This window comes from Clostridium cylindrosporum DSM 605 (genome assembly GCF_001047375.1).
Lineage (GTDB): Bacteria > Bacillota > Clostridia > Clostridiales > Caloramatoraceae > Clostridium_AB > Clostridium_AB cylindrosporum.
The window spans coordinates 1-14,392 of record NZ_LFVU01000003.1 but is presented as its reverse complement, the minus strand read 5'-3'; the positions used below and the strand labels follow the sequence as shown (position 1 = coordinate 14,392).

Here is a 14,392-nt window from a genome sequence, read left to right as displayed (position 1 = left end):
ATTTTAATTAACTCAAACGAACCCATGAAACTCATGTAGGACTTTTATGTCTCTATATGAGTTTTTGTTTTGCACTACTCTACCCTTGCGAAAGGATGTTAATATTGAAAAAGGCTGCTCTTTATATAAGAGTATCTACTCATCATCAGTTAGATAAGGATTCTCTTCCATTTCAACGTCAGGAACTTATAAACTACTCAAAGTATGTATTAGGTATAGATGAACATGAAATCTTCGAAGACGCTGGTTATAGTGCTAAGAATACTATAAGACCTGCATATCAGAACATGATGTCTAGAATAAGACTTGGGGAGTTTTCCCACCTTGTTGTTTGGAAGATAGATAGAGTATCTCGTAATCTTTTAGACTTCTCTGATATGTACCAGGAACTTAAAAACTATAATGTAAGTTTTATAAGTAAAAATGAACAATTTGATACATCAAATGCTATAGGTGAAGCAATGCTTAAAATTATCCTGGTATTTGCTGAGCTTGAAAGACAAATGACATCTGAGCGTGTGTCCAAGGTAATGCTGGACAGAGCAACTAAAGGCTTATGGAATGGTGCCCCATGCCCCTTAGGCTATAAGTGGGATGAAGATAGGAAGTTTCCTGTGATAGATAAAGATGAAGCTATAGTAATAAATCATATTTATAATGTGTATGAAGAAACTGAAAGTACAGTTAAAGTAATGCACTTTCTCAATTCAAATAGCTATAAAACTAAAAGAGGTGGTAAATGGACTACTAAAGTTATAGCTGATATACTTCGCAATCCATTTTACAAAGGAACTTATAGATATAACTATAGACAATCTGCTAGGGGGAAAATAAAAAAACAAGAGGATTGGATTCTAGTTGATAATAATCATGAATCTATTATATCAGCTGAACAATGGGAGAAGTGTAATAAAATCATGGATAAGAATGCTCAAAGGAATGTAGCTTTTTATCGTGGTAAACCTAATATTCATGTATTAGCTGGCCTTATAAAGTGTGGAGAATGTGCTTCTAGCTACTCTTCTAAATTAGATAGAGCTAGAGAAAATGGTTATAGACCTTCCACATATATATGTTTAAATAGAAATAATGGCCTTGGATGTAAAGCAAAAATACTAAATGAGATGGGCTTAGGATCATTTATATTTAACTATATAGCCAATATAGTTAATGTTACTAAGTCGATTAAAAATCAGATAAGTATCAATGAATTTGAAAAATTATTGCTTAAAGGAAATATCTTTTCAGATGTAGTTGGACTAGATCCTAAGTCACTTGAAGCAATTTATTATAAGTACTTATTTTCCTACAATTCTAATACTATTAAGTATTCTTCAAAGAAACACATTGTTATTAAGAAAGATACATCTGAACTTGAATATGAAAAGAACAAGTTAATTCGAGCATTAGAAAGACTTGAAGAATTATATTTATTCTCAGATAACTCTATGAGCCAAAAGAAGTATATAGTAAAGACTAGGGAACTTGAAGATAAAATAAAAGCTATAGATGATAAAATAAGTGAAAGTAAGGTTGAATCTTTAGGTGGTGTAAATGATATAGAATTTCTAAAAAAATCAAGCTACTTCATAATGATGAATGAAATATCTAATCGAAGTGCTGATATAGAATATAGAGAGTTAGATATGAGAATAAATAAGGAAACTCTAAGGGAGTTTATATTAACAATAATAGAAAAGATAATAGTAAAAAATGATAGAATTGACTCTATCTTATTCAAAGATGGATTAGAACATAAATTTATATATAAGAGCTACCAGTAATGGTAGCTCTTTAGCTTTATATGTACAATTATATTTGTCTAAATTATATTGTATTTTTTTCAATATACTTTTTTGCTTTCTCCCGTACAAAATAATGATTATCTACTTTTGCTTTTTTTATCATTAAAGCTGTAATATCAGAATCTATATCACTTAATTTATTAAAATTATTTATAATAAGATTTTTAATAAATACATTATCATAATCCATTGATTTTGACAGTTCTGTTAACATATAACTTTTATTTTCTGTAGTAATCATTTCTAATATTGCCTTAACTACTAAATATCTTATATTTTGATTATTATCATTTTTCATGTTCAAAACAAATTGAGTAAATATATTTTGAATATTATAATCAATTTGTTCAAAAAATTCTTTATTAAAAGCATTTATAATTGAATGCAAACATTGTATTTTCTCAAATTCTTCTTCATTATTAACTTCCAATAATATATTAATCAAATCTCCAATATTTAATTTTTTTAAATGTATTTGCAACATTATATAATTAAATTTCAATGTTATCTCAGAATATTTTTGAATTATATCACTTACAGCAACAAATAATGTTTGTTCATTTTCTAGTAATATGTCATATAAATCCTCATAATTATAGTCTATCTTAGTAAAATTAAGTTTTATATAGATGATTAGTTGGATTGCACTTATCTTCTCTAAAAATGTAAGATTTTTTACAATCAATGAATCTACACAAACGTTTACTATCTCATCAAGAATCTTAACATCAACTATTTCATGATTTTCCTCTAAAATATTTTTAATTATTATATAGGAATCATATGCTTTTATACTATATTTACCGTTTTCTCCTTGCCTTTTAATATTATTCTTTATCTCCTGTATATACTTCATTACATATATATCATCATTCTTATTAGTTGTTTCTAAAAAGTACGTTTCAATATCTGATTCATTCATACTCTCTTGAACAATTTGATCAATTTTTTCAGTTCCTTCTTTCTTCTGCTTCCTAAAACTTATAACTGCATTCAATAATCTATTAGTTTTACTAGCCACTTCTTTATTTAAAATGATACATATATATTCTTTTAAAAGTGAATCTAATAATTCATTTCTAACTTCTTTCAGCTCCAATGTTTCCAATAAATCAAAAATATTATCATAAAAACGATACATCTTTTTATTAAGAATTTTTATGCATACTTCAACAATTATATTAGAATTTATTCTACATTTATTTTCTTGAATAGAACTTATAATAATATTACCTAATAAAACTACTCTATCTTCTTTTTCTATCCAGTCATAAGTTTCCTCTATCAGATTACTTAATATTAAGTCATAATCATCATCACTAAAAAAATATCCTAAGTGCTTAAATACTTGGAATTTTGACTTTAATCTTTCAGTTTTTATAGGAATAGAATCTGTAAATTTATAAATTTCATTTGCATCTTTAGAGTTCATTTTTCCCATAACATTATTATAGTAAGAAATATATCTTTCTGTTTGTTTACTATCATCAATAACCATAGACATTTTTAATAACAAAACTCTAAATTCCCAGTCTTCATATTCTTCACATAATTGAAACGCTACATCTTTAATTCTATTTTTTAATAATAGCATCTGCGTTAATGATCCATTAAATGCTGCAATAACGTAGATATTATTTAAATACTTAACATAAACGTCTAAATTATTCCCTAACCTAACACTATATGGAGATTTAGTTCTGTTCTTACTATTTTCCTTATTAATTTCTTGATATAGATATTTTTCATATTTGTCAATAAGAGGATAAAATAATCCTTGGGACATAGAGTTTAACTCCTTTTGTGCATCACTCTCTATAAAGAATTTATTTTCTAATTGACCCTTTAAATTTTGAATATTTCTTAAATCTATCAAAATATCTTGAATAAACCAGCTAGGTAAATCCTTCTCTTTTGCTAAAATAAGAGCATCATTTAAATAATTAAGTGCTGTGTTTAAGTCATCTATCCAATAAAATTGAATAGCTTGCCATCTTAATTTAACAACTTGATTTATATCCTCATTTTGTTCTTTTTTCAAGAACTCTAAAAATAGTCCTATATTAAACTCGTTAATACTCTTTTCACCCCAAAGAACTTTTAGAAATTGCTCAAAATAATTATCGATTTCTTTACTATCATTTATTTCTTGTTTTATTGAGTGAATTACATTCCTAATATATGATTTAGACTTATCAGTTCTTTCTAAAATACGCTTTTCCAACAAGCCTATATCAACTTCTCCTGTTTCTAACTTATCATGTTTATATTCTCCGAATTCGGTATCTGTAAGTCTATTCTTACAATAGTTCCTGTATATATTACATATATCATTAATTAAATCTTTATAACCTTGCTTAGCAAAGTCTTCAAAGTTATCAATTACATAATATTTAGCACCTTTTGCTCCTGTTAGTTCTTCTTGTATTTGCGTAGATTTCTTTTCATTTTGATTGCAAAATAGGTACAAAGATTTTTTTGGATGAGACTTAGCTCGATTTATTTCTCTTACTATCGCATCTGTAACACCATCAGCATTATCGATTAGAAACAAACAAACATCACTATCATCTAATGCATATAAATAATTTTGTTCTGCTGATTGAGTGGAAGATCCACCACCTTCAAATATGTAAACATCTGCTATACCAGTTGATTCAATAGATGTTTTCAACTGTCTTCTTACTTTATTATAATTTTCATACTCTTTTCCACATCTTGAGCTTATAAAAACCTTAATTTTATTTGTTATTGAAATATAATCTTCCAAATTTATCACCTACAATTATCTAAGTTATCCTTTTAAAATTATCTCATCTTATTTGATGTATTTTCAAAATAATCTGATTACTTCAACTTGACTAAATCATCACTTCTTATTATTTGGGCATTAGACAAAATTAAAGTACATACTCTATTATGAGCTCATTTGACAGCCGTATGTTATTAAATTAAAGGTTTTTCCTGTACCTTTTTTCTTATCTAAATTGTCATATATTTCATTAAAACTTTTTCTACTTTGTATCTTAATCAATTGTAAATCCACCTTTCTAATTAGCGAGTAAATAATTCAGTTAATTTAATGCTTCTTAAATATATTATACTAGTAAAATCACTACATACAATAATAACAAATATTATATAATAATTGCAAACATTGAAGAATAGTTAAAGCATTGAGTGATAAGGTTTAAAGACTTGTCCAACTATACCATACAAAAGTATAGAATTCCGTACATGAAAAAGTACCTAAGGAAGTACTACGTTTTTAAAATTATCAAGGTTATGATTTACATAAGCAACTTTAATATTGTTGCTTTTATACGCTATAGGATTATGATCTAAGATAATCAAAGAAGGGAATATGTCATACTTATTTTGAACTTCACCAGTATCTTTTAACCTTTCATATTTTTCAATATTAAGCTTATGAGTTAGAATCACTTCTATAAACTGGATTACCTCATACCCTTTATAAATATATCTTATTAATGCATCCGCCCTTAACTCACTAGTTTTATACTCTGGGATAAACTCCATTATAACAGCACCTTCATAAATAAGCTCTGAATAAAAGTCTGCAAGTAGAATTCTGTGAGTAGAAGGTATACGTCCAATATAGTAAACAGTCTTATTTGTATCCCATGGTTTACCCTTTAGTAGGTAACCTCTCTCTTCCAAGATTTTAAGTCTCTTTCTAGCAAGGTCCATACCATAACGGGAATGATTAAAAAACATCTCATAACACTGAGAAATAGTTATCCCATACTCCTTAGCAAACTCAATTATAATAAATTGTGCTCCACCCTTAGCACTATCTTGATATGTTGCTCTACTTTCTCCAAGTATAAATATAATATCCGCCATTACATTTCTATATAAAGAGTCTGTACTTTCCCCAGACATTAGAAACTTATCATATGGAGAGTTTAGAATAAAAAGTGTCCAGGCTGAGTTGCTCATAATTTCTTCCCTCCATTTCTTACAACATATTTCTACAAAAACAAAGGGTTTCCTTCCAACTATTGCAAATTACTTATTCTTTCTACAACCTTAGTTTGAACTCTATAGTATCATTACTCATAATTACCTTCAATAAAAAAAGAACCCCTATTGGGGCTCCTTTTTCTAATATGCTACAAAAGTATCGCTTTCTTGGTTTTCACCTATCTCTTTTTTAAGTATCTTGATTAAATCAGTAACTTTCTTTGCTGTTTTTTCTATATCGCTACTTGGAGTTATCACTCCACTTTGAACCATAGCTACAACAATTTCTTTTATCATTTCGTTATTCATTCTATCACCTTCTTTCTCACAACATAATTCTAAAAGAAAGAAGGTAATTCCTTCTATAATATTACATTATATTGCTTATACACTACCTAGTACCGCTAGACATATTGATATTATTATTCCCATCCTTACAGCACTAGCAAAGCTCTTAAACCTAGCCTCATCCTTAAACATTAATACAATATCATATATACACTCTAAAGCACAGGTAAATATCAATGATAATGCTATAATATCAACTATCATTCAATCACCTTTTTCTCATTCGCTTTCTTGCAACATTTATCTATGTAGCCCATAACTTCTTTACCTGTTGTTATAACACTCATGCTTGAATTCTTTATACATAATAAAAAGCACCTACATATAAGGTAAGTGCTTTCAAATTATCATTATAATTGTTCTAATCTTTCCAAGTTTATAGGAAAATTAATTGTATAATTATTTTCTCTTGCTTCTTGCTCTCCCTTAGTAGTTAATTGTATATTCCTAGGGTCACCAGCAAACATAGAGTTGTTTTTTATAACATCATACGTAACTTTATCCATATCCATTTGATTTGGTGATACTCTTAATCCCTCTTTCAATCTACCTAGTATAGTTCTTTTTAGTGCTTCCTTTTCTATAGGGCTTAATTCTACCATAATATCTCCCCCCTTTCTTCAACATGTTAATCCTTTATTCCACTTTATATCATTTTACTTTTTCTATCAATAAAAAAGAACCCCTTAAGGAGCTCTTAACTAAATAACCTCTTTATTAAATCAAATAATCCTATACTGGTTTTGTTATACACCTTATTGTAAGCTGCTTTCTTAGGATTCTTAATACATCCTGTTCCCTTTTAACCATATTCGGGTATAAGTGCTTTTTTATATTTATATTCTACATGGAGGAATGCACAGGATTCGAACCTGTGTAAGCTTTAATCTAAATAGTTTAGCAAACTATCATATTAAACCACTCGAACAACATTCCAAGGCTTGACCCCTGGACAAATGCCCACCCAAGGACCTGGATTAACTCGTGAATAGTTGTTGTACCCCTACCCTCGAGTTTTATTCCAGAATATCATTATCCATAACGATACATAAATCAATTTCCTAATGGTAGAAATATTTCTATTTAGAAAGTTTATTTGTTAATTAGTTTAAAGAATGATAGTTATCAATTATGATAATGTTATTTATGACATAATACACAGTAAACATAGAGATGACATCCTAATCTTTGTGATTTTTCTATTTTTATTGTATTTGCATAAGGGATTGATATAAATAAAAAAGAGGTAACAGAGCTTAATCTGTTATCTAAACTTTTTTAAAAGAATTGCATAAGATACTAGAGGAATATTTTGTTACTAAACATACACTATTATATAATATTTATTATCTTTTTACAAACTTTATTCTAATATTCTAGAAGTTTTCTCGATGTATCCCCATCTATTAGTACATTATTTTCTTCTATATCCAATGCTTTTTTAAACTTATTAATAGCATTCTTATTCGCTGGGCCTATTACCCTTGTATCAGAGTTTTTACTTAGGAATCCCTTATATATTAATATGCGTTGCATTACCGTAATACAGTCTCGTTTTTCGATTTCAGTAAGATGTGGAAGTCTGCTTACTAATTCTTGAGTAGCAAAACCATCTTCTTTTAATTTGTATATCCTTTGAAGAAAGGTTCTATTATTATAGCTGCCATTTCTGTAAGATTGAATACCTATTATCATCTTTAGCTCTACTTTCATTTCTCAACTTGAATCTTAAGATTGTTTGCAAATTTGATCTTTTCGTCGTAAAGCTTTAGCTCCGTTGTTTCCACTATGTTTTCTAGTGTACTTTTTATTAAGAGAATATTTTCTCTAGTTTCTTGCCAAGCTTTTTCTTCAGGCACTTACTCACCTTCCTAACAAAAGAAGGACACCTTATATAAGGTATCCTTCTAAGCTTATTTATTTGAGAAATTTACTAAAATACTTCTTAAAACACAAAAACTAGGTATGTAAACTTAAACATCCTAGCTTTTCAGATATATTAAAAATTATGTTAGACTCTTTAATGTTTATAATCCCCTATAAGGTTCATTAAACCTTCTCTAGAAATTCTCTTTTCTCTCATTATATTCATCTCTATAATCGCTTCTTTAATTTTTTCTGCTGGGGTACCCACACTTGAAGCTATTCTTTTAATAGCCTCTAGTTCTTCTTGATAAGTAGAATACATCGTCTATCACCTCTTACTTATAGTATACCTAGCCATTTATGATTAATTTATCGAATTACAGAGAGAAAATATATAAAATTTTCGTCATTATTTTAGCTTCTTTCTTATTGTAGTAATTTTCCTAATATCAATACTATATGCTCTTAGCCATTGATACAGCTTAGTTTACACTAATATCTGTTATTAACTACTAATGCAACATATCAATCAAAATAAAAAACTAGGAATGTAAAACTTAAACATCCTAGTTTTTAATATATAAGGTTATTGGAGAACCTTTTAATAATTTTCTATCAGATTAATTAGCTCGTCTCTAGAAACTTTTTGTCCTCTCATTATATTCATTTCTATAATCGCATCCTTAACCTTCTCTGATGTGTTATTAGAACTCAATGCTATGCTTTGAATGGGATTTGTTTCTTCTCTATTTGTAATATCCATGATTTTATCACCTCTTAATTTTAGTATTTCCAATCATAGAATATTAATTTGACGAATTAAAGGATACTAATATAGTAATTATTTTTAATAATGTAATAAAGTAACACTCATTAAGACTGTTTTTAAAACGTAGTTTATATACACTTCTGGACATTCCTAGTCCTTAATATACACTAATATGTACATATAACAATTAAAAAAACTAGGTATGTAAACTGTACATCCTAATTTTTTAAATATAATTAAGATATGGCAATGAAAATTAAACTTCCTACTTTTTAAAGTTCCATATTAATTTATTAATTCCTCTCTATTATTTGCCACTTCACAAATTTTTTCTATTATGCAGAAATAGCCGCTATAAGTGATAAACTGAAACCTAATATAATTAAGATCCACCCAATCCTATCTAATTTATAATTAGGAAACCTAACTACCTGCCCAGGTTTAGGTCTTCCCTTTGTTGTAATTAAGCCTACTATAATAGACCCTAGTACACATAACGTTAATCCTGTGATATTAACAATCTTTATAACATTCATTCATCTACCTCATTTCACCAGATACTGTAACACTAAAATTAATTTTTCATATTAAACCTTCTTTCATTAAAGATAGGCATAAAAAAAGCTAGGGTTTTAAACCTAGCTGTATATGCTTAATCTATTAAACTTATCATATATTTTTTCCGTTTTTAAATTTCTGCATAAACTCTTTTAGTTCTCTATTAGAACCTCTTCTTTCTTTTTCTAAATTCAAATCTAATATTGCTTTTCTAATTCTTTCAGCAGCATCATTAGATTTTCAAACAAACTTTTCTATAATATCTACTCCTCATAATCCTATTCCTTTAATATTATAACATAAATACCAAATATAATCTAATGAACTAGTTACAAAAAATTTTTCTCATATCAACCTTATATACTCTTAACCATTGACAACCTTAATTTATATAAATATACATTAGTATCTACTAGTACCATAAAAAACACCCTTATAAAAGAGTGTTCTGCTTCTGTACTATAAATTTCACTTGCTAGTACCTTGTAAGATGTTAATGTTCCAATAGCACTAGCTTTGATAAAAAGACAATCACTTGTAGAGTTATACTAAACTGTATATGCCTTTCCTTCTATAAGCCTAGGTGCACTAGTAATATTGGGCTTATAGGGTGGCTTAGTATTACTAGTTGTAATAGTACTTCCTACTCTTGGGTACATTAAATCATTATCTTACGGTATAGGAAATACCATAAAATTCACTTCTGAATAACACTGTATTTTTTATAAATTATTCACTCTATTAATAATTGGTGAGGTATTAGAAGAACTTTCATTAATTCAATTAGATAAATTAGCATTTTTAATCTATTGCTTCTTGCAATAGTTTCCTACCGAGACCAATCCCACGATAATGTTGATCAAGTAAGAACCAGCGAAGTTGAGCTCTTTCTCCATGGCCTACTATACCTATACAGCCTATTATTTTCCCATTATGTTCTGCGTACAATGAGCTATAATTGTTCAAAAACTTATAAAGTGATTCCACACTGTTATCTTTCCTTTTTTTATTACATATAGTTTTATGGTTTGTTTTATCATTTATGATAATATCAATTATAATACTCTAATATACTATATATCAATTTTACATATATAGACCAACAAAAGCGTATACATACTATTCTACTTAAACATAGTTTGTTTTTTAGGAGTTATTGTATTACCTCTACATTTCTTCATATTCTCCTAATCCATGCTATTAAATATACACCCTATTTTATACTCTTATTTCTACCAGTTCTTTTGGCTTCATATAGTTTTTCATCAGCATACTTTATAATCGCTTTTATATCTAAATTAAAGTTATTTTCATCTAATGTATATATACCAAAGCTTGATGTAATCTGAATTTTGTTATCATCAAATTCAAAAACTTTTTCCTCTACCGCTTTTCTTATCTTTTCCGATATTTTAAAAGCAGTATTATTATCTGTATTGACTAAAACAATTATAAATTCCTCTCCTCCATACCTTGCTACCCAATCATTATCTTTTCTTATTGAACTCTTAATTAGTGAAGCAAATTCAAATAATATAAAATCACCTGCTAAATGCCCATAGTTATCATTTACAGACTTAAAAAAATCTATATCTGTCATTATTATTGATAGTGGAAATTTTAAGGATTTACTTTTTAAGATCTCTATTGGTAACCTTTCATAAATAAAACGTTTATTATATATTCCTGTTAATTCATCTTTGATAATTTTATCATTCATTTCCTTTATGAAATACTGAATCTCTGCAACTGTTTTATTATAAATATTTTCTATAATACCTGTATCTGTTATATCTTTGAACATTTCAAAAATATATTTCTTATCACCTATAGTTATGGGTGATGCCATTAACATATAAATTTTTTCTTTGTTATATTCAATTTTTACAAAAGTATCATTCTCATTATATGCTCTTATAGATATACAATTAGGACAATATTCACTAGATTTCCAAAAATCATAACAATTATTATTTGAAATTTCAACCTTACCTTTACTTTTATCATAATATATTGTTTTTTTGATTAAAGGATCTACTATCCTTACAACATCATATAGATTTGTTAACATTGATAAATTGTCAATTAAAGATATCAAATTGCTATCCATTTTCTCTCCCCCAATTTATATAACTAGCTTTAAAAGCTACTTTATAATAAAAAACCAATACAAAGATAATATTTTACTATTTTTGCATTGGTTTTTTATAAAATAATTATTCTTAATATAATTCTTTTATAATCTAACCCATATTCTATAATTTTTAAATTTAATTATTTTTTAAATACATAAAATTCACCATATTAGAAAGCTTTTATTTGTTCCATAATTCATCTAAATTAGATAAATTATCATATCAACTATTATTATATAATATAAAAAACAAATTGTTAATATATACTAACTCTACTTTTTATACATATCTTTAAGCATCTCATTTGTAATTCCATTTTAATTCTTCTCTAATATTCCATACTATTTTGAATCTATAATTATATGTAAGATTCTAAATTAAATCTTAATATATTCTTTTAATTTTATATATTTATCCACTATAATACTTTATGTAGAATAACCTAATAAATTGACATATTATAGGAGAACACTAAATGAATAAATTTAAAAATATTAAATTCTTATCCTTTGCAGTAACCCTTGCCTTACTATTTTCATTACTTACAGGATGTACTCAAGTTTCAAGTAGATCTGATAGTCCAAGTAATAATATAAATAAGGAAGCAGGTGTAACTAACACAACGGATACTCCAGCAAATCAATCGCTAGATAAAAATAATATAAAACAAAATAACAGCAATACCTCTTCAATATTTAAGGTACACTTTATCAATGTTGGTCAAGCAGATAGTATATTAATTCAAGATGGAAAAGTTAATATGCTTGTTGATGCTGGAAATAATGCTGATTCAAGTACGGTAATCAACTATCTAAAAAGACAAAAGATAAATAATTTAGATTATGTTATTGGAACACACCCACACGAGGATCATATTGGTGGACTTGACGAAGTTATAAAAAGTTTCAGTATAGGTAAAATATATATGCCTAAAGTATCACATACAACTAAAACCTTTATGGATGTAGTGAATGCAATTAAAAGTAAGGGACTAAAAATTACAACACCAACTCCAGGTTCAAAGTTCACTCTTGATACTGCTAATACAACCATACTGGCACCTAATAGTAACAATTATGAGGATTTAAATAACAACTCCATAGTTCTTAAATTAGCATATAAAAACACATCTTTCTTGCTAGAAGGTGATGCAGAGGATATAAGCGAAAATGAAATGATTAATAAAGGTTATGATTTAGCTGCTGATGTTCTAAAAGTTGGACATCATGGAAGTAGCTCATCTACTACAACATCATTCTTAAATAAGGTAAATCCTAAATATTCCGTTATTATGACTGAAAAAGGTAACTCCTATGGACACCCACATAAGGAAACAATGGATAAATTAAAGAGTAAGTCTATAAAGGTTTATAGAACAGATGAAAATGGTACTATTATTGCAACTTCAGATGGAAAAATAATAACATTTAATTCTAATCCAAGTAGCTATACATCCCCTGGCAATGGAAGCAAAAAGTCTACAAGTAACTTAGGTAATACTTTAAGCCATGAGGTTACGAATTCAAGCAAAAAATCGGATAGTAATGTAACAGTAACCCTTCCTAAAAAAAATCCGTCTACTAATACAAGTAAAGGAGAGGTCTACTTTACCCCTAAGGGTAAGTCATACCACTCAACTACTAACTGTAGAACACTATCAAGAAGCAAGACTATACTTTCAGGAACAGTGCAAGAAGCCATAAGCTCTGGTCATGGCGACCCTTGTAATGTTTGTATTAATTAGATTCATCACCTAAAAAAGCAATAGTATCGCTCCAGTCATTTCATATAGTACAAAGGAAAAAATGCCTTTAATTCTTTGTACTAGCTTATGATACTATCATTTATAATTATAAAATTATTAGGATTAGATGATTATCAATTATGATAACATCTAATATGAATATCTTAAAATAAAAATAGGCACCTACTAATCATAAAGTAAGGGCCTATTTTTTTAAATTATACTATAGCAAATGTATTTAATTTAATCCTATTCATTAGTTTTTTCATTTTAATATTCTTTGCATTTTTTAATAAACACTTTAATATTATTTTCTTCTTCTTCTCTATTAGTCCCTGTTCTCCCTAGTCTATCGCATAAGCCTAAAAGAGCTACTTCCTCTATATCCGCTTCTTTTTTCATAGATTCAATATCACCAAAGGGTAGGTTTTTAACTACAAATAAAATTTGCATATGCCATCTAACTAAAGCTGATACTTTATCAATAAATACAGTGTCGGAAGTAAATTCCTTTAAGAATTCTCTCACTAAACTTGATCCTAACTTATCATGATCATATGAGGTTATTCTTCCCTTACGAATTCTAGTTGAACCAGGCTTTCCTATATCATGTAGTAATGCTGCCCACATAAATGCCTTTATATCATTACTTCTTTCTCTAACCTTTGCTGCTTCATCTATAACAAGCATTGTATGGTTCCATACACTTCCCTCAGGATGATGTTTTGGAGATTGCTCTGTTTGTTTTAATTTATATAATAGTTCAAATGGATATTCTCTAAATAATGAAGTTTTTGAAATTTCATTAAAATACTCTGATGGAGTTTTATCTTCTAGTATATGAGTATTTATTTCATCAAAAAGACTATTCTTAGAATGTTTAAGCATACTTTTACTCATCCCCTTAAAAATTAATTATATAATTTATTTTATTGATAGTATTCCGTTTCTCATAATAATTATGCTCATTTTCCAAACAATAGAAAAAGCCAACATTACATAATGCTAGCTTTTGATAACTTATATATAATATAGTTAATTCTTATTCTATTTCATTAAGCAACTGGCTCTACTACAGGAGCTTGATCAGTTGATTGAACTGGGTCTGTTGTTGGAGCCGGGTCCGTTGTTGGAGCCGGGTCCGTTGTTGGAGCCGGGTCCGTTGTTGGAGCCGGGTCCG

General features: G+C 27.8%; 15 protein-coding genes and 1 tRNA gene. 2 read left to right on the top strand and 14 right to left on the bottom strand.

Going from position 1 to position 14,392, the window contains the following annotated elements; translation table 11 throughout:
* Positions 1-104: 104 nt before the first annotated feature.
* The gene (locus tag CLCY_RS01420; protein ID WP_048569362.1) at positions 105-1,784 is read left to right on the top strand and encodes a recombinase family protein; all 1,680 of its coding nucleotides are present in this window, start codon (positions 105-107) and stop codon (positions 1,782-1,784) included.
* A 43-nt stretch (positions 1,785-1,827) separates the two neighbouring features.
* Here CLCY_RS01420 and CLCY_RS01415 read toward each other — a convergent pair whose 3' ends face one another.
* The 13 genes from CLCY_RS01415 to CLCY_RS01385 form a co-directional block, all read right to left on the bottom strand.
* The gene (locus CLCY_RS01415) at positions 1,828-4,575 is read right to left on the bottom strand and encodes a transcriptional regulator (protein ID WP_048569361.1); all 2,748 of its coding nucleotides are present in this window, start codon (positions 4,573-4,575) and stop codon (positions 1,828-1,830) included.
* 479 nt (positions 4,576-5,054) lie between these two features.
* On the bottom strand, positions 5,055-5,768 hold the full coding sequence (locus tag CLCY_RS13940) for a replication-relaxation family protein (protein WP_048569360.1): 714 nt from the start codon (positions 5,766-5,768) through the stop codon (positions 5,055-5,057).
* Positions 5,769-5,933: 165 nt separating this feature from the next.
* Positions 5,934-6,101 (bottom strand): hypothetical protein, encoded by a 168-nt coding sequence (locus CLCY_RS13685; RefSeq protein WP_161797089.1) that lies wholly within the window; start codon positions 6,099-6,101, stop codon positions 5,934-5,936.
* A 75-nt stretch (positions 6,102-6,176) separates the two neighbouring features.
* Complete coding sequence (locus CLCY_RS13680) at positions 6,177-6,344, bottom strand: hypothetical protein (protein WP_161797088.1); 168 nt, start codon at positions 6,342-6,344, stop codon at positions 6,177-6,179.
* A 146-nt stretch (positions 6,345-6,490) separates the two neighbouring features.
* Positions 6,491-6,742: a hypothetical protein gene (locus tag CLCY_RS01405; protein ID WP_048569359.1), complete on the bottom strand. Its 252-nt coding sequence runs from the start codon at positions 6,740-6,742 to the stop codon at positions 6,491-6,493.
* A gap of 246 nt (positions 6,743-6,988) precedes the next feature.
* Positions 6,989-7,076: transfer RNA gene (locus CLCY_RS13570), tRNA-OTHER, on the bottom strand.
* 432 nt (positions 7,077-7,508) lie between these two features.
* Positions 7,509-7,835 (bottom strand): hypothetical protein, encoded by a 327-nt coding sequence (locus CLCY_RS01400; RefSeq protein WP_161797087.1) that lies wholly within the window; start codon positions 7,833-7,835, stop codon positions 7,509-7,511.
* A 14-nt stretch (positions 7,836-7,849) separates the two neighbouring features.
* Positions 7,850-7,999: a hypothetical protein gene (locus CLCY_RS13675; RefSeq protein ID WP_161797086.1), complete on the bottom strand. Its 150-nt coding sequence runs from the start codon at positions 7,997-7,999 to the stop codon at positions 7,850-7,852.
* A gap of 161 nt (positions 8,000-8,160) precedes the next feature.
* Positions 8,161-8,328: a hypothetical protein gene (locus CLCY_RS13670; RefSeq protein WP_161797085.1), complete on the bottom strand. Its 168-nt coding sequence runs from the start codon at positions 8,326-8,328 to the stop codon at positions 8,161-8,163.
* A gap of 279 nt (positions 8,329-8,607) precedes the next feature.
* Positions 8,608-8,769: a hypothetical protein gene (locus CLCY_RS13665; protein ID WP_161797084.1), complete on the bottom strand. Its 162-nt coding sequence runs from the start codon at positions 8,767-8,769 to the stop codon at positions 8,608-8,610.
* Positions 8,770-9,110: 341 nt separating this feature from the next.
* Positions 9,111-9,311, bottom strand: coding sequence for a hypothetical protein (locus tag CLCY_RS01395; RefSeq protein WP_048569357.1), 201 nt, complete (start codon positions 9,309-9,311; stop codon positions 9,111-9,113).
* Between the two features lie 823 nt (positions 9,312-10,134).
* Entirely contained in the window at positions 10,135-10,320 is a 186-nt protein-coding gene (locus tag CLCY_RS13565; RefSeq protein WP_048569356.1) for a GNAT family N-acetyltransferase, read from the bottom strand.
* A 226-nt stretch (positions 10,321-10,546) separates the two neighbouring features.
* Positions 10,547-11,443 carry a GGDEF domain-containing protein gene (locus CLCY_RS01385; protein WP_048569355.1) on the bottom strand — a complete coding sequence of 299 codons (897 nt, stop codon included), beginning with the start codon at positions 11,441-11,443 and terminating at the stop codon, positions 10,547-10,549.
* A 500-nt stretch (positions 11,444-11,943) separates the two neighbouring features.
* Here CLCY_RS01385 and CLCY_RS01380 point away from each other — a divergent pair, with 500 nt between their 5' ends.
* Entirely contained in the window at positions 11,944-13,212 is a 1,269-nt protein-coding gene (locus CLCY_RS01380) for a ComEC/Rec2 family competence protein (protein ID WP_048569354.1), read from the top strand.
* A 270-nt stretch (positions 13,213-13,482) separates the two neighbouring features.
* On the opposite strand, the gene CLCY_RS01375 is transcribed toward CLCY_RS01380, so the two are convergent.
* Positions 13,483-14,112, bottom strand: coding sequence for an HDIG domain-containing metalloprotein (locus tag CLCY_RS01375; RefSeq protein ID WP_242844922.1), 630 nt, complete (start codon positions 14,110-14,112; stop codon positions 13,483-13,485).
* Positions 14,113-14,392: the final 280 nt, after the last annotated feature.